13 protein-coding genes are annotated in these 16797 nt (G+C 46.5%); 4 read left to right on the top strand and 9 right to left on the bottom strand.

The window, feature by feature from the left end; translation table 11 throughout:
- Nucleotides 1-558 precede the first annotated feature (558 nt).
- From ACE1CD_RS12230 to ACE1CD_RS12215, 4 genes are all read right to left on the bottom strand, one after another.
- Nucleotides 559-3462 (bottom strand): methyl-accepting chemotaxis protein, encoded by a 2904-nt coding sequence (locus ACE1CD_RS12230; RefSeq protein ID WP_374824313.1) that lies wholly within the window; start codon nt 3460-3462, stop codon nt 559-561.
- 82 nt (nt 3463-3544) lie between these two features.
- Nucleotides 3545-4075, bottom strand: a complete 531-nt coding sequence (locus tag ACE1CD_RS12225; RefSeq protein ID WP_374796202.1) for a chemotaxis protein CheW — start codon at nt 4073-4075, stop codon at nt 3545-3547.
- Nucleotides 4076-4160: 85 nt separating this feature from the next.
- Complete coding sequence (locus tag ACE1CD_RS12220; protein WP_190465455.1) at nt 4161-4526, bottom strand: PleD family two-component system response regulator; 366 nt, start codon at nt 4524-4526, stop codon at nt 4161-4163.
- A 238-nt stretch (nt 4527-4764) separates the two neighbouring features.
- Nucleotides 4765-6012: a response regulator gene (locus tag ACE1CD_RS12215; protein ID WP_374796203.1), complete on the bottom strand. Its 1248-nt coding sequence runs from the start codon at nt 6010-6012 to the stop codon at nt 4765-4767.
- A gap of 914 nt (nt 6013-6926) precedes the next feature.
- Here ACE1CD_RS12215 and hmpF point away from each other — a divergent pair.
- Nucleotides 6927-8690, top strand: coding sequence for a pilus motility taxis protein HmpF (hmpF, locus tag ACE1CD_RS12210; protein WP_374796204.1), 1764 nt, complete (start codon nt 6927-6929; stop codon nt 8688-8690).
- Between the two features lie 172 nt (nt 8691-8862).
- Here hmpF and tilS read toward each other — a convergent pair whose 3' ends face one another.
- Entirely contained in the window at nt 8863-9885 is a 1023-nt protein-coding gene (gene tilS / locus ACE1CD_RS12205; protein ID WP_374796205.1) for a tRNA lysidine(34) synthetase TilS, read from the bottom strand.
- 139 nt (nt 9886-10024) lie between these two features.
- Here tilS and ACE1CD_RS12200 point away from each other — a divergent pair, with 139 nt between their 5' ends.
- Both ACE1CD_RS12200 and ACE1CD_RS12195 read left to right on the top strand, forming a co-directional pair.
- Nucleotides 10025-10177, top strand: a complete 153-nt coding sequence (locus ACE1CD_RS12200) for a hypothetical protein (RefSeq protein WP_374796206.1) — start codon at nt 10025-10027, stop codon at nt 10175-10177.
- A 212-nt stretch (nt 10178-10389) separates the two neighbouring features.
- Complete coding sequence (locus tag ACE1CD_RS12195) at nt 10390-10572, top strand: hypothetical protein (RefSeq protein ID WP_374796207.1); 183 nt, start codon at nt 10390-10392, stop codon at nt 10570-10572.
- Between the two features lie 156 nt (nt 10573-10728).
- Here ACE1CD_RS12195 and ACE1CD_RS12190 read toward each other — a convergent pair whose 3' ends face one another.
- The 4 genes from ACE1CD_RS12190 to cofH all read right to left on the bottom strand — a co-directional run bounded on the left by ACE1CD_RS12190 (nt 10729) and on the right by cofH (nt 15532).
- Complete coding sequence (locus tag ACE1CD_RS12190) at nt 10729-11106, bottom strand: PleD family two-component system response regulator (RefSeq protein WP_374796208.1); 378 nt, start codon at nt 11104-11106, stop codon at nt 10729-10731.
- A 224-nt stretch (nt 11107-11330) separates the two neighbouring features.
- Entirely contained in the window at nt 11331-12395 is a 1065-nt protein-coding gene (gene ccsB / locus ACE1CD_RS12185; RefSeq protein WP_374824310.1) for a c-type cytochrome biogenesis protein CcsB, read from the bottom strand.
- Between the two features lie 166 nt (nt 12396-12561).
- Complete coding sequence (locus ACE1CD_RS12180; protein ID WP_374796210.1) at nt 12562-14292, bottom strand: DUF3352 domain-containing protein; 1731 nt, start codon at nt 14290-14292, stop codon at nt 12562-12564.
- 82 nt (nt 14293-14374) lie between these two features.
- Nucleotides 14375-15532 carry a 7,8-didemethyl-8-hydroxy-5-deazariboflavin synthase subunit CofH gene (gene cofH / locus ACE1CD_RS12175; RefSeq protein ID WP_374796211.1) on the bottom strand — a complete coding sequence of 386 codons (1158 nt, stop codon included), beginning with the start codon at nt 15530-15532 and terminating at the stop codon, nt 14375-14377.
- Between the two features lie 71 nt (nt 15533-15603).
- Between cofH and ACE1CD_RS12170 the strand changes: the two genes are divergently transcribed.
- On the top strand, nt 15604-16797 hold the full coding sequence (locus ACE1CD_RS12170) for an acyltransferase family protein (RefSeq protein ID WP_374824307.1): 1194 nt from the start codon (nt 15604-15606) through the stop codon (nt 16795-16797).

Below are 16797 nucleotides of genomic sequence, written 5' to 3'. Positions count from 1 at the left end.
GAGATTGATGAAGAATTATCTATTTCTCAGTTTGCCAACCTAAATTTTGAATATAGGCTCTCAATATTGAGATTGTGACTACCTGTTTTTGTGCAGTATATTTTTGCGATCGTTTTTATTCTTTACACGATTCCGTAAAACTGCTTATTTTTGCCTCTCACCACTTAAGTATATACTTTAAAATTCATTGTGCCCAAAAACCTACTCCCAATTTCCATTAGTGATGCTGCACATCTGGGCGGATGAGGGAGAGAGAAAGCAAGAAAAAGAGAGCTAATACTAAATCCGGGTTAACGACCCCCGTTATAATGAAGCGCAGGGGAAGCAGGGGAGCTTATGGAGAGAAGAGGAAAAATATAAAGGGGGTAAATAACCCGGATTTGATATAAAGCGTTTGCAGTGAAACCGGATAAATAATCTAGAAAAGAAGAAAATGGAATTGGGAAAAAGGAAAAAGACAGCAGAAAGTTACGCTCTTTTCTGGTTTTAGGAGCGTTTTTGCGACTTATTGCTTTTGCTTTTGTGGTTTGACTTTTTACTTTTGCCTTCTTTTTCCCTTCATCTTTCTGGTGTTTCCACGCGGAACCGCTCAACGGATGTCAGTAAGTCTCTGGCAACACCAACCAAGTGTTGCAACGAGCCCGATACCCGCTGCGCTTCTTGAGAAGTTTCTTGAGCGGTCAGCTCGACAGATTGGACAACTTGGGCCACATTGTAGGAAGTTTGCGTCTGCTGGATGGTGTCGGCGGTAATCGAACGTACCAAGGCGTCAATGCGATTGGACACTTGAATGATGTCGTCGAGGCTGCGCTTGGACTGCTCTGCCCGTTTGGTAACTTCGATCACCTGCTGGGTGGCTTCTTCCATTGCGGTCATGACCGAACCGGTTTCGCTTTGGATTTGCAACACAATTTCTTCGATCGACTTGAGTGCTTTGGCCGATCTGTCTGCCAGCTGCCGCACTTCATCGGCGACGATCGCAAAACCTCGGCCCGCTTCTCCCGCCCTCGCTGCCTCAATACTGGCGTTGAGAGCCAACAAGTTAGTACGGGATGCGATTTGAGCGATCAAGGCAACTATTTTGGCGATTTCCTGGGACGATTCAGCCAAACGCTTGACTTTCCGCGTAGTTTCTGCTACTGTTTCCCGAATTCCCAGAATACTGGCTACCGTTCGTTCCACAGCTTCGCCGCCCTTAATAGCCATCACAGAAGCGGAGCGAGCCACATCTTCTGCTTGTTTGGCGTTATCTGCCACTCGTCGGATCAACTCAGTCATGCCCTGCACTTGGTTCAAAGTCACCGCCAGTTCTTCCGCTTGCCGCAGGGCATCGGCAGAAAGTTCGCGGGCAAACCGTTCGTTATCCGAGGAACCTTTATTAACTTGACGGGCTGCTATTTTCACCTGTTGCACGATATCGCGCAGGTTTTGAATGGTGAGGTTAAAGGCATCGGCAACGGCTCCCAGTACGTCGGCAGTGACTTCTGCTTGCACGGTGAGGTCTCCTCTGGCGGCTCCTTCCACATCGTCCAGCAGTCGGATGACCTGACGTTGCAAATCTTCTTTCGCCTGCTCTTGCTCTTCGGCGCGGCGTTGTGCTTCACTGGTTGTCGTGAGCATGATCCGGGTCATTTGATTGAACCCAGAAGCTAATTGACCGAGTTCATCTTCTGAGTAAACTGTGGCTTGGACGTTCAAGTTGCCTTGAGAGACAGCATCGAACTGAGCTTGCAAATCGGCGGTGGCGCGGCGAATATGCTTTTCCGTCAACCCTCCCATCACCAAGCTAGTGCCAAAACCGATCGCGCCTGCAATACCGGCCATTGCCAAACCAGTCATTTGCAGTTGCACAAGGGCGTCATTGTTTTTTGGTTTGAATAGCTGTTGGCTGCCAAAGCTGATGGTGGCAACGGCGACAGCGGAGGTAAGACCGACAACGCCAGCGGTGATCCAGCGCTTGCGAGCCATTGGAGCGTTTTCAAAGAAAGCCAGCCAACCTTGCTCTACCGTGACGTTGGGTTCGAGGCTGCGGCTATCGGCAGGTTGAGGGATAAAAATAGGTGGCTCGGTGGTAGGAAAGATGTCATCATCACCAAAAGCCGAGCGATCGCTAGTATCGTTTATGTCGGGTTGGATTCTACCCGAAGTCGGTTTGCTGACTCCGCCAAGCGTTCCGAACCCTGAAGCACTGCTTTCTGTACCTGCGAGGCTACCCGAATCTTGAATATTTTCAAAATCGGGTATATTGCCCAAATCGTCGTCAAATTCATCAAATTCTTCCAAAAATCCGATCGTTCCCGCACCCATTTGCGAGTCGGACGACCCCATCTGGGAGGATCTGTAAATGCTGTTATCGCTTCTGCCGCTATCTTGATCAAAAGCAGCGTCAAAAGCATTCATGTCAAAGTTGTTTTGCGGATTGTAGCCATTGCGATCGGGTGGACTGGACCATGAGGGGCGTAAATTTTGACCTGTCCCGTATGGCTCTTCTCCTCCTAACAAAATTGTTTCATCCTCAGCAACCGGACGTCTGAAGTAGGAAGGCTCTGATGTTGCCCCATTTCTGCCCATTTGCGAGCGTGGCGTTTCTCGATTTTGGGATGATGAATCATCGAAGTTTGGTGGCTCTTGAGCGGGAGTAAATGTTGAGTCAAAATCCGAATCTACTTCTGGCGGGTAAAGTTCCTCGTCATAGCCAGCTGCACCGTAGTCAGTCGAGTTTTTTGTACCGAAGGGAGAAGATTCTTGCGGTAATTCCTCTGTTTGTCCATAGTTTTGCCAGTTTTGATTTTGCTCCATTGAGAGCCATTCTGGTATCTCTTCGGATGACTCATCAGATTGCTCATCGCCATAGTATTGAGGCTCGGCGGCGTAACTTGGCGAGCTTTGAGAGCTGGCAAAGGGGTCGATAAAAGCTGTTACCTCTTCTGAGTAATTTTGGGAATCGTACTCATCGTTTGACTGGGCAAAAGGATTATCAAAGCTTTCATCTAGCTGGGGCTGATAGAGATCGTCTACCTCATCTAGATTGAAACTTTGATAATCCGATCCCGTACTCCCGTTAGCAGCGGCATATTCTTGTTGCCAATTATTTTGCTCCTCTGCATAGTCTGGACTATTGACCGCGTAGGTTGCACTCCCCTCATAATCTTCTAGACTTTCCGGTTCTGTATCCGAGTCAGGAGGAGTTTCGCATTGGCTGACGTACTCCAAACCGTTGTTGGCATAGTTAACGTACTCATCGTCATCCGTCAGAGTCAGCACCAATTCATACTGTGCTCGTGCTTGGTTATAGTCTTGCAATCCGCAGCAGATATGACCGCGAAGCAGACGGATACCCGGATCGTCGGGAAAATCATCCACGAGTCGATCGACTATTTCTGCCGCCTGCTCGTAGTTGCCTTGCATATAGGCTGCTTCGGCCTGTTTATATTTTTGCTTATAATCCGTACTGGATGCCATTTGCGTCCTCCCAAAAATTAAAAATTAAAAATTAAAAATTAAAAATTTATCTTACCTTTTAATTTTTAATTTTTAATTAATTTTATGCTGCCCATCGTGCCGATCGCAGAATTGCCACTTGATCCAAGAGTCGCAAACACAGATTGCTTTCTGCATCTAACACCCACTCACCCCGTAGGAAAGGTGCCATACTATCCGGTGCATTGTTCGGCATCTGCACCAAATCCACATCGAGCCAGTCCATCCCAACAATTTGGTCAACTGCTAACCCTAACATTGTGTCTTGATCTTCGACTGCGATCACCGGAATTTCTGGCCGATCGGTATTCAAGGGAGCTTGGTCTCCCAGAAATTGTCCCAGGTCAGCCACCCAAATCACCCTTCCCCTAAAGTTTAGAGTTCCCAAAAGTAAAGGAGAAGCGTTTGGTATGGGAGTAATCCGGTCGGGAGGTTGGGAAATAACCTCGCGGATGCCCGTTGCAGGCAGTGCCAGTTCCATACCAGAAGAAACGTAAAACCGCAAGTGCAGCTCGCCTTCAGGGCTTTCTAATTCCTGGAATTCCGGAGCCTGATCTTGGCCTCTGCCAGTTAAAAAGTCCGGACTTCCAACCATAACACCCTCCCTCGAAAGTCAAAATTTGCAAGTGAAAAGTCAAAAATTAATTCTTTACCGATAACCAATAAGGGTAGGTATTCGACTATCCCCGCAGGAGCTGTTTGACCGTTCCAATCAGTTCGGTGGGCTGAAAGGGCTTAGCGATGTAGGCATCAGCTCCTTGTTTCATACCCCAGTAGCGATCGAATTCTTCGCCTTTGGAAGAACACATTACCACAGGGACATTTTGGGTTTTCGGATCGGCCTTAAGGCGACGGCAAAGCTCGTAGCCGTTCATTCTGGGCATAACAATATCCAAAACTACTAAGTCAGGACAGCGACCCTGAATGTATTCCATTGCTTCGACCCCATCGCTGGCCACGGTAACATTGAGTCCGCTGCCTTTGAGCAGCTCTGAGATCATCTCTCTTTGGGTAACGCTGTCTTCTACAACCAGAACTGTACTCATAACTTTATTACCTGATGCACTGGTTTATAAACTCATTAAAAGTAAGGCTGCATCGAGGTTAACGCTCATGCCTTGCTAATGAATAAAGTATCTCCCATTCTCATCCAATACCAATAGCGTACAATTAGCGCTATCGATCGGTATGTGAGCTTCTTCCGCCGTTAGCTTAGCAAGATAGTTAGACCAAGACCAAGCGATAGATGGGATGAGATGTACCCGAAAAGTCACAAGCCAGGATTTAGCGGTGCTTTGTGTCTACTTCTGCTATCTCTTCTTCTAACGCATTGAGAGAAAATTGGTCTGGTGTAGATGGACTGGCGTTACTGGGGCCTACGTACTTTTCTACGAGCATTAATAATTCGCTGTCGCCAAAGGGCTTTGTCAAGTAGTCAGTCGCACCGACCATGCGTGCTTTGACTCGATCGATAAAGCCATCTTTGCCGGTGAGCATAACGATCGGCGTTTGCCGGAAGGCTGTCGAGCGGCGCAACATGGCACAAATCTCGAATCCATCGAGTTCGGGCATAGCGATATCGCAAAGAATTAAGTCTGGCTTGATTTGAAAGACTAAACTGAGTGCTTTCAAGGGATTGTCGATCGCCGCAGCTGCATAACCGTGTTGTTTGAGGGTATACTCTACTGCTTTGCAGGTGGCAATGCCATCATCAATAAACACTATTCGAGGTACTCCCGTTGCTGGGTCGGGGATCAATTCCCGGTTGGCAGAGGAAAAAGCTGCCAAAGGAGAAACTAATTGTACCCAACCTTGTTGTAAATACGGATAAATAGCTCTTGCGACCGGTAAAATTTCTCGATTGAGATAGCGAGCCATTTGGCGAATGGAAGTTTTGCCATCGGCCCAATGCTCTAGGATTTTAAAGGTATTTTCTGGCAGTTTTTGGCGCAGCTGGGTAGAGTCTACAATTACCGGACACTGGTCGGGGGATTGGATGTGGGGGTGAAACTGCTTCCACTCCTGTACCTGTTTCATGATGTGGGTGACTAGCGGGCCAATTTCCAGGGTGGTAAGTTGCGGTTCCAGGGCTGGGCCTATTTCAAAGATAAATGCACCGTTGCGTAAGCTAAGCAGGTCAAACAGGGTTTCGCGTACCATACTTTGAATAATGCTGCGCCCTTGCGCGGGAGTCAGCGCGTGAGTTTCCAGTAAATTCCACAGGTAGCCGTATTCAGGGGCATTGATGGTCGCGATGGAGGGAACGCTGACGTTATCGAGAGCGCCATCTACTTTATAGCGGCGCACGTAATCGCGCAGGCGCGATAAACTATTATCGCTATGCGCTGCGTAGGCAATTTGACCGTTGAGGAAGAATACAATCCAAAATTGCTCTTGGTGTCGCGTCTTGGGATCGCGGTACATAGTGCGATCGCCACCGAACGCCTCTACTTCCAGGTATCCCGTTCGCTGACCTAACTCGATAAGTTGCAGAATACTGCGGATATCAATTTCATTCAACGTTCCCTGCATGGAACTATAGCGCTCTCCTGAAAAAGCTTTTTATCTAAAAACATAAGAGGAAATCTAGACGTATTTAGTCTAGGTTAAAATTTAACGTAGTTGCCAACACCAGCTTTTCTGTGCTTTCCTCTTGGTAAGCCAGTTATAAATAATTTTCGCATTTTCCAGGTAGCAAATTTCAAAGTTTGAGTGCGTCGTGCTGCTGAGTGCAAGCAGGAGTGGTAGCGGGGAGTGGGTAGAATGGGATGATTTTCCCAACTTACTACCTACTTCAACGATATAACGCCGCAACTTGAGCTAGTATGACTCAAAGGAGGCAAAGCTTTAATTCCTTTGAGTCATCGAAAATTTTGGGTGTCAAACCCCGTCCTTCTAGGACGGCTTTACATGGTAAAATCGAGTAGGCCACAAAGACCTCAGTTAGCGGGTGAAACTCCCAGTGGCGGGACGTTCTGGTTAAAAGGCTTTCAGTCGAAATGACTGAATCCCTACTCTGTACTCCAGTTTCAGCCCTCACAAGCAAAGATAATTGAGCGAGTGAAGCAACAAATATACTTAAAGTAGACCCAATGGTGAGTTTACGCTCTGCCGGAGAAAGTAGGCGCAAAAGTAGGCGCAAAAGTAGGCGCAATTGACACCGCGCATCGCACGACACTGGGATTCGAGTCGGTACGGTCTTGGGAGTTGTGGTTCGAGCAATGCCATCCTGGTATCTCCTTTGAAAGAATTTCTGCATAAAGAATTTCTGCATACAAGAGGGCGGAGAGTGTCAAACAATATACATTAGCGCTTAATAGACAACTGAGTACAGATTGTTTTGAATACGCAGTCTGCCTAAACTGGGTTTAGGCAGATAAACTAAATTTTCCGGGGAAGGTTTAGCCTGCCAAGAAAGCCCCAGACACATCAAGAGGACAATCGGCGTGCTGTATCTAGCGGAAGTACAGAAACAGAAACAGTTAATGAGTGTTAAAACTGACCTCAAACTGCTAGCTTGTCAGCGAGGGGAAAGCTGGAGCGCAGTGCCGGGTGAGGAAATTATTCCCGCTCCCCCTGATGAAGCGAATAAATATGGTGAGGGTGCGTTGGTGCTAGTCGATCTGTCAGGAAATCGACAGGTGCAGCGCATTAATCCGGGGCGGGATCTGGTTCCGATTTTGCAAAATTTCTCCCGGTTGCAAGAAAAATATAAAAATAAGGAAGAAGAAATCGAACAGTGGAAGGAGTCGCTGACGTATCAGGCTCAGGAGTTGAATCGCCGGGAGATGGAAATCCAGGCACGGCAAGAACAGCTCGAGCAAATGGAGGGGGAATTTGAGCGGTTTGAGCAGCAACGTCAGGAAATTGATAGCTCTCGCGAGGAAGTGGAAAGGCTGCGGGAAGAGATCGATCGCAATCGTCAGGAGCTAGAGGGAGCTTGGGCTCATTTACGGGGCGAGCAAGAGCGGGTAAAGCAGATGGAGGCTGAGTATCAGCCAAAAACAGCTATAGATGATGACCAGGCACACCGAATACAAGATTTGCTCAACCGGATGTACGAAGGGATCGCATCCCCCCAAGCTGCACAAGAACAATTAAATTTGGCGTTCGAGATTTTTGGGCAACAACAGGCAGATCTGGACAAACACTGGCAGCAACTAGAGCAACAGCGATCGTCTGCACAAGTTCTCCAAGATCGGGTAGACAGCCAAGGTAGCAACCTTCAAAATCGTTGGCAACAGTGGGAGCAAGATAGAGAAACTCTCGCCCAAGCCCGTTCAAAGCTAACTGTACAGCATAAGGATTTGGAACTCAAGCAAGAGCAAGCTCAGAAACTGAGCCTTCAGTTGCGGACTCAAGAAGACTTGCTTCAGCAAGTTCAGCGTATGGCGGCAATGTCTTCTGATGTCAAGATCGGCCAGAAAATTGATGTGGAAGCGCTGGAAAAGATTTCTCTGCCGGAACTTCAGACAATTGTACAAAGCCAGAAGCAGGAATTGGAAAAAGCAAAGCGTTTTCTGAGCGATCAGGAAGAAGAGCTGGAATTGCAGCGCCAAACTATTGCAGAATTGCAACAGAAGATTCGTCAGGCTAGCGATTACGATCGCCCGCCATTGCAAGCAGAACTCGCAGATGAGCAGGATCGCTATCAGATCCTAGAAGACTCTGTTGTGGGTTCGCGCCGGACTGTCCGCGAGCGAGAAGAAATCTTCAGTCAGCACCAGCGGGTGATGCGCCGTCGCCAAGGGATGCCAGAAACGGATATTCAAGATAATCAAAAGATCGATCTCGGCCCAGTGCTGACGCAGCTGGAGTCTTCCAGACAACAATTGGCTGAGGAATTGCAAAAGCTGGAAAGGGATATCGAGCAAATGCGCTTGAATATTCAGCAAGCTCAGAGTATGATCGACCATCAAACTCAAGAGCAGGTCAACCAACGTCAGGAATTGCAAACGAGCGAGCAAAATTTGCTTTCGCAGCGGGCATTAGTGGCGGAAACTTGGGGTAGGTTGAAGCTGTATGAAGAAATGTTGCAGCCGTTGCAGGATAAGCTGAATGTGTTGCGGCAGAAGTTGGAGGGGATCGCCGGGATGCTGGGTCAAATTCAGGAAAGCGGCGACTATCAACACCACGCTATTGCAGAAATGCGGAAAATTTTCTTCAATATTATGCCCAGCCATTTGCAACAACAATTGGTAGCATCGTGAAAGTCAAAAGTCATCTGATTTTGGATGAGAGGATTTTAGATGAGAGGATTGGCTCCGCCTTAAAAGGACGGAGCTTAAAATTTGGAAAATTTTTGATGATTACCCTTGAAATCGGAGATTTTACAGCATTTTTTCGGTCAAAAATACCTGTGTAGTTTAAGAGGCTCAGCTTTTAAGTTTTCACTAGAAGGCAGATGTAATCGCGATCGACTTGTGCGATCGCACCGCCAGGAAATGGATCGGTGCGAGATTTGTTGGGAGCGGCAATTAAAGCGGTCAACTTTTCTACTTGGTCGAAGCTAGGGGCGATCGCTAAGCTTTGCTGTATAAATTGGCGCATGACTCGCCGTTGCAGGGGTAGGGGTGCTGTACGCAAGACGATGCGATTGAGGCAATTGGGAATTGGCGATTGCCGATCGAGATCGTCTCCCCCACTCCCCTCCTCCAGAGCCTGAAGCAGCAACTGACGAGCCGCATCTTCTAGATACTCTACTTCTGCTTGTAAAAGTTCGGCTGTTTGGGCTAGGGCTTGTTCGACTTGGGGATTGAAGTTTTCCTGCAAGTATGGTATAACACTAAGGCGAATGCGATTGCGGGCATATTTCAAATCTTGATTGGTGGAATCTTCCCAAATGGGAAGCTGCATTTCCTGACAGAATTGACCAGTTTGGGCGCGGGTGAATTGGAGGAGGGGACGCACTAGCTGCAAATAGTCGGAGAGAGAACGTTGCCAGGTGAGGCTTTGCAGGCCATCTGCACCGCTACCGCGAATGAGGTTGTAAAGGAGAGTTTCGGCCCGATCGCTCGCTGTGTGACCTGTGACGATGTAGTAGAAGTCGTTTTTTTGGGCGATCGCACTTAAAGCTTGGTAGCGCCATTCTCGCGCTGCCGCTTCGCTGTTCAAAAGTCGATCTGTTGTTTGTTTGTAGAAAGGTAATTGCCAAATTTTCGCTAATGCTTCGACATGGTTTGCATTAGCTTCCGAATCCGATCGCCAACGATGATCGCAATGGGCAATTGCCAAATACCAATCCCATTTTAACTGTAAATCTAATAACAATTTAGCCAAACAAAGCGAATCCTGTCCGCCAGATACTGCCACTAATAAACGTTGAGAACGAGGCAATAATTGGCGCTGTCGCAAAGTGATATGTAGCTGGGCGTGGAGAGATGACCAAGAGGAGCTTTTAAGCATCACCCTAAAGAAATAAGTAATTTTGCATAGATGAGGAAAATGTATCGAATGATTAAAAATCCTCAATAGCTGTGTTAAGACAGATATTAGCGAAAAAATCAGGTAATATTTTCATCTGCCATAGGGGAGAGATTGGGGCATGGCATCTACCGGAAATCGTGGGTTTTGTGTGGTTTCGGCGAGCGCGGGTATTGCGGGTGCGATCGGCTTCATTCCCGCAGCCACAGCAGAGCCGATTATACCACAAAAAGACGGCACTCCCATCCATATTACTGGGCAGCTTTTACAATAAGGCTCTCCCGTACTTAGGGTGATAAATTTTGCTAATCAGTTGGTCTTTTAGCTTCAGTAGTGGGAAGCTCAACGCCCTGATGCGTCGAAGTTAGTTTTTATATCTATGACCAAGCTAAAGCTGTTATACCACAGGCTTTGCCCATCATCTATGAGATTTTGTTATCACCTCAAATACGCGAGAGCCTAAACTATACAACTATCGGAGACAGCGTGAATGTAGCGGCTAGATTGGAAAGTTACGATAAGTCGATCGATGGGGGTATTTGTCGGATTTTGATCGACGAAGAAACCTATCGATATATCCAGGGTATATTTCCCACTCAATTTATCGGGAGCGTGCAACTAAAAGGACGAGAACAGCCAGCCAAAATTTACCAAGTCTTGAGCGAATAATTATTGTACTTTCGGCATTTGTTAGTTGTTATTGGTAATAAATTAACAACCAAATATTGATAACGAACAATGAACAATAATAAAATTTAACTATGCCTAATTAAACTCAGACATTCAGAAATACATTTATAATTTTATTGTATTCAAGTCTATTTTCTATTGGTTAGGTACTTTTTTCAAGAGTTTTTTGATAGTTTGAATCATATCTGCTGGTTGAAAAGGTTTAGTTATATAAGCATCTGCACCTTGCTTGAGACCCCAATAATGATCGAATTGTTCGCTTTTACTTGTACACATTAGCACAGGTATGTTACGTTCTTTTACGTTAGTTTTCACCCAACGGCAGAGTTCGTAGCCATTCATACGGGGCATAACGATATCGGTGATCACTAAATCCGGACACTTAGCCTGTATTTTTTCGACTGCCTCGATGCCGTCACACGCCTCGACAACTTGTAAACCTTTGCTTCTGAGCAAATCGGAAACCATTGAACGAACAGTGGGACTGTCATCGACCAGCAAAACTGTAATCATGAGTTTGTTTTGATTGGTTAGGCGCTATTAGGATAGCTTGTTAATATTTAAAATACTGTATCCGTGAGCCAGATTTTCCATAAGTTTGCAAAAAGTAAGCGGTCAAGCTGGAATCAAAAGCTGACCGCTTGTAACTAAACTCACATCTTGCATCCAGGATTTCGTTCCCAGGTTGAACCTGGAAACGAGAATAAAGCCGATCGCGATTATTTCTAGGGAGTGATTCAAAAGAACCAACCGTAGCTGTGCAATCCTTTGCCCAACAGATTGACACCGAGATAGCAAATCCAGACGACTGCAAAACCGGTAGCAGCCAAAATTGCCGGACGTCTACCTTGCCAACCGCGAGTGATGCGGGCGTGAAGATAGGCGGCAAAGACCAGCCAAGTGATTAAGGCCCAAGTTTCTTTAGGGTCCCAACTCCAGTAAGAACCCCAGGCTTCGTTTGCCCAGACAGCGCCGGCGATAATGCCGATTGTGAGCAGAGGAAATCCCAATCCAAGGACGCGATAGCTGATGTTATCGAGGGTTTCGGCTAAGCTGAGGCGCTGGGGTTCGAGCGGTTCGGCTCGATCGACTTTCTGTGCCGGTTTGGTTTCTACTTTGTTGAGAACAGCTGTTTTGGCACTACCGTTAAGGTCAATCCCTCCGTCAACAGGGGAGATCGAAACGGGAGCAGATGAGTGTAGAGACGTTTCATGAAACGTGTTTACACCAGAACGGCGCAACTGGTAGTTGGCGCTGCGAAAGCCTCCCGTACCGATCGAACTACCGCGCAGTTCGATATTTTGTCCGCGAGTGACGACCAGAAATGCGATCGCCAGCAGCGATCCCACCATCAAAGCCGCATAGCTGAGCATCATGACGCTGACGTGCATCATCAGCCAATTCGACTTCAGGGCGGGTACGAGGGGTTCTGCCGACTGCATTTGTGCTGGCAGGGTCATGGTAGCGAAAGCCGTAATCCCCATTGCCACCGGTGCTGTAGCGACGCCCACCAAACGGCTGCGGCTCATATTTTCCGCAATCAAATGGATGACAGTAATTCCCCAAGTGAGGAAAAAGAGAGATTCATACAAATTGCTCAGAGGAAAGTAACCTGCTTCCAGCCAGCGTGCGCCTAACAAACAAGCAATGCACATATTTGCGATCGCCATCCCAGATGTTCCCAAGGCTGGTAGATACGGGATGCCAGGAAAAGCAGCGCCTCCCCAATAAATCAGCATCGTGACGAATAGCACCGCAAAGCTGGCATTATCCAGCCAATTCTGGAGTACAACCAAATCCATAATTTCCTGTGTTCTCCCCTGTCGTTTTATATAGCCAACTTGTATGGTACATTTTTGCTGCCCTCTATCGATTCTGGCACTCGGAGGGCCTCTCGATCGCAAAAGTCACAGAGTCAAAATTTTTTCTGTTGACTTTTGACTTTTGACTTTTGACTTTTGACTTTTCCTATTCCCTACTCTCCTCAACCTTTTTTAGTTTGACAAAAATGTCAAAGCGTGTGCTGCGAGGATCGCTGACAGCAGTGGTGACACCAATGGCGCGAATGGGGACGAGGTGATTTCTGAGTATTCTTTGGGTGTTGGGATCTTGGGAGCGTCGAAACAAAGAAGTAAAGAAGCTAGCTGTTAAGTCGATACCCAAGCGATCGATATCCAAGAAAAACTGACCGTTGTTGGGTTTAGGTTCTGAGGGGACTATATTTCGGAACGATGCGCTATCTGCTAACTTTGCTTTGGGTTGGGGGACGATCGCATCGGCAATGTTAGCTCCCAATACCAAAAAAGCGACATCGCCATCTAACCAACCGTGGCTGATTTTCGATCCCAAGGATGGCGAAGTAAAATTAACTATACGTTGATTGGCAATTTTCGTTTCTTCTACCTTTAATTGGTATTTATTGGCGATCGCGAGGTCGAACTTTTCTAGCGATTTTTCAGCTAAGCGACGATCTCTTGCCTTTACCATGAATACGACTCCCGCACCTGAGTTAGGATATGGGGAATCTTCTTTGGATTGTTGAGGAAAGGGAATAAAGGAAAATGAAAATTCACCGTCCATCCAGGGTACTAATTCGCGATCCAAATCTAAATTAGCGAATTCTTTCACTAAATTTCGTAACTCTTGAGGTTTGAAAGGTGAAATGGGATTCGATTCTGCCCCTTGAACGTACTCTTGCCAAAGCAGTTTTAAATTGCCGCCAGACATCATCATCAAAGTATCTGCTGGCAGGCGTTTGGGCATGATGCCAGCTTCATTTTTGACAGTATATTTTTTCTTACTATTCGGATTCAGCCAAGAAATACTTTTAAAGCGCAGCCCTTCTGAGTCGAGAGTAATTGTGGTTGCTAAGCCTTGCTGTTGCTGGAGTTGAGAAAATCCTTGCGGAGGAACTTGCTGCTGAAAATTTTTTAATACCGTTGCTGCTAATGGAATATTGACATACAATTTGGCAAAAGGTCGATCGGCTTGTATTTGCTGCAATGCTTGGGCGTAACCCGGAGTTTTGATTAAAGAAGCACCGCCGAGGTAGGTATCGATTACTTTATTGGTTGTTGTGGGATCTGTGGCGATCGCTAAAAATCGCCCTTCTAGTACTGCCGCCGAAAAATTATCAGTATTATTGTCTGCGATTTCTTTAATGGGAACGCCCTTGTAAGTGCGATCGACCCACTTCGCTTGTTTGAGAGGACTATTCGGTCTTTCCAAGAGTTGCTGCGCCTGGACTGGGTTATCGATCGGCAAAATCATGACGACTGACTGCTTTGGTTGTTCTGGTTTTGAGGAATTTTGAGTGAGTTTGCCTTCTGGGGATTTTGTTTGTTCTGACAAAAAGGCAAAAGTGACTTCTTTGCCTGCCCAAGGTTGAATATCTTGTTGGTAATCGTAGCCGTTCGGAGAGAGAAAGCGATCGCGCAAGTTCGTGAAAGTGCGATCGAAAGCCACTTGCGTTTCCTTTGTACCAAACTGCCGCAATTGCTGCCATTGTTCTGGAAGAGCGGATACAGATAGCACCACTACGGCATCTTGAGGAACTAAGTTTGCCCCAACTGGCAAGCTGACCGATGAAGATTGTGCTTGACTCAGTAGCCAGTAAGCGGTTGCGCCACCACCAATTAGTACGGTGGTAGTTCCCAAAGTTAGTAAAAGGGACGGTTTTTTTCGTTTAATCATGCTCATGGTTCGCAGTTCATAGTTCACAGTTCATGGTTCACAGTTCATGGTTCATGGCCATGAGGAATGAACAATTCGCAATGAACAATTAACAAGTAACAGCTAGCAATTTGTTATACAGGGTATCTCGTTGTTGATAAGGACGCCCCAAGGAATCGATCGCAGCTTGCAAAGTTGCTACTTCCATACAAGTACCGCCTGTCGCCCCAGCCATTGTGGTAATATGCTCCTCCATCAGAGTACCGCCGATATCATTGCAGCCCCAAGTCAAAGCTTCTGTAGCACCGGCAAGACCGAGTTTAACCCAGCTAGGCTGATGATTGCCGATCCAATTGCCCAGGAAAATACGCGCCACAGCTGTGAGCAAAAGGGCATCTGCCAAAATCGGTTGATCCCGTCCTACCCGCTTCCGTAAGGGTTTGGGTGCTTCTTGTCCCACGAAAGGCAGCAGGATGAATTCCGTAATTCTCGTCGGATAACCCCGTTCTAGGGCTGTTTGTTGCAGACTTCGCAATAAACTCAAGTGTTGTATTTGCTGTGCGGGCGTTTCTATGTGACCGGAAAGCATTGTACTGGTTGTGGGCAACCCCATACTGTGAGCTGTGGTAACAATTTCCAACCAAGTAGCGGTGTTTATTTTTTCCGGACAGAGGATGCGCCGCACTTCATCATCTAAAACTTCTGCGGCTGTTCCAGGCATAGAATCAACTCCCCCTTCTTCGATCTGGGCAATTACCGCCTCGTAGGTCAAACCATCTTCTCTGGCGATAAATTGCACTTCTTGAGGAGAAAATGCGTGCAAATGGAGTTGCGGAAATTCGTTTTTAATGCTTTTAACTATCCGCAGGTAATAAGCGAGGGAACTACCGTTAAGTTTTGCTTTGGGATTGAGCCCCCCTTGCATACAAATTTCTGTTGCACCTCGTTGGACGGCATCTGTGGCTTTTTCAAGAATTTGGGCAATATCTAACCAAAAAGAGCCTTCTTCGCTTTCATCGCGGCGGAAAGCGCAGAAACTACAGTGTTGCTCGCAAATATTGGTAAAGTTGATGTTTCGGTTGATAACGTAGGTGACGGTATCGCCAGCTTGCTTTTGGCGCAGACGATCGGCTGTGGAACGAATGGCTGCGATCGCTTCCGGCTCGGTCTGCGTTAAAAGTACCACTCCCTCTTCGGCGGAGATATCATAGCCAGCGAGAGCGCGATCCAGTATATTATAAAAAGTTATTTTGTTAGGGTTGAGCATTTCCGAATTTTAAAGGTTTATTTTTGATGTGAGCTGCTGCTGTTTCCTAGCGCCAATGTTTATTTATTATTATGCAAACAGTTTCCAAAGAATATCATCGTCTCAGTCAAATACTGCCTGCTATCAAAGGGCTAGGAATATTGATGGTATTAATTTACCATCTTTGGGGATATAGCAAAGGTTTTTTTAGTTTTCCTGAAATCATTAAACAAACGAATGCTTCTAGCTTGGGAAGCATAGTTAACAGTATACTGTACTTTTTTTGTCTGCTGGGACAGCAAGGAGTTCATCTTTTTATCATAGCCAGCGGATTTGGATTAACGGCGTCTTGGTGGCGAAAGTATGGAGCTGAGGCGCAACAGGATAGAGAGTTTTCGAGCGGAAATTTTTGGAAACACAGATTGGCGAGAATTTTCCCATTATACTGGCTAGCTCATGCTTTGGCTTTGCTGTTATTGTGGATTCAACCAAAGTGGGTGCCGTTTGGAACTGGTAATCTATCCAACTGGGGTGCAATTAAAGTAGGAGTTGCTCTCATCGCCAGTCTCACAACGCTGCGGAATTTTTTGTTTGAATATTACTATTTTCTGAATGGTGCTTGGTGGTACATTGGTCTGGCAGTTCAGTTGTACTTAGTTTTTCCCGTGCTAATTTGGGTAGGTAAACGGTGGGGATGGTCAATTTTACTAACTGGAACACTGCTGGTTACTTTGGTATATCGAGCCACGATTGTGGCTCTTCCCCTGGACGAGATGGCAACTGATGTATTAATTAGAGGGGCGATTTTTGTACCCCGCGTGTTTGAGTTTGCTTTCGGTATGATTTTAGCGATCGCACTACTAGAACCGAGAATTTCCACAGTAGAATCTTGTTTAAACTGGAGCAAAAATTTATTGCTGTCATCCCGTTGGATATGGTTGACTGGGTTAATTTGGTTGATTGGTGTTGCGCTTTACTGGACTTCTGCTGAAGGTTGGATGGTACTGAGAATTCCTTCCGATCAGCTAATTGGGGTGGGCGAATTTTGCTTTATTTTTCAGATTCTCAGCTTTTTCCCGTTGAAAAAATGGTTGAATATAGTGGGAAACTACTCCTATGGAATTTATCTTACCCACAGCAATACTTATATAGCTCTTTGGATTTTATTGGCCAAAGTTCCTTCCTACTGGCTACGTTTTTGCCTAGTTAGTGCCCTTAGTTGTTTGTTTGGTGGGTTGTTTGAACTTGGCTGTAACTGGCTATTGAAACACAAAATTAAAACCTAA

Origin of the sequence: Aerosakkonema sp. BLCC-F183 (assembly GCF_041929145.1) — a bacterium.
GTDB lineage: Bacteria > Cyanobacteriota > Cyanobacteriia > Cyanobacteriales > Aerosakkonemataceae > Aerosakkonema.
Note: the sequence above shows the minus strand (reverse complement) of the source record. Positions and strands in the feature narration are given on the sequence as shown.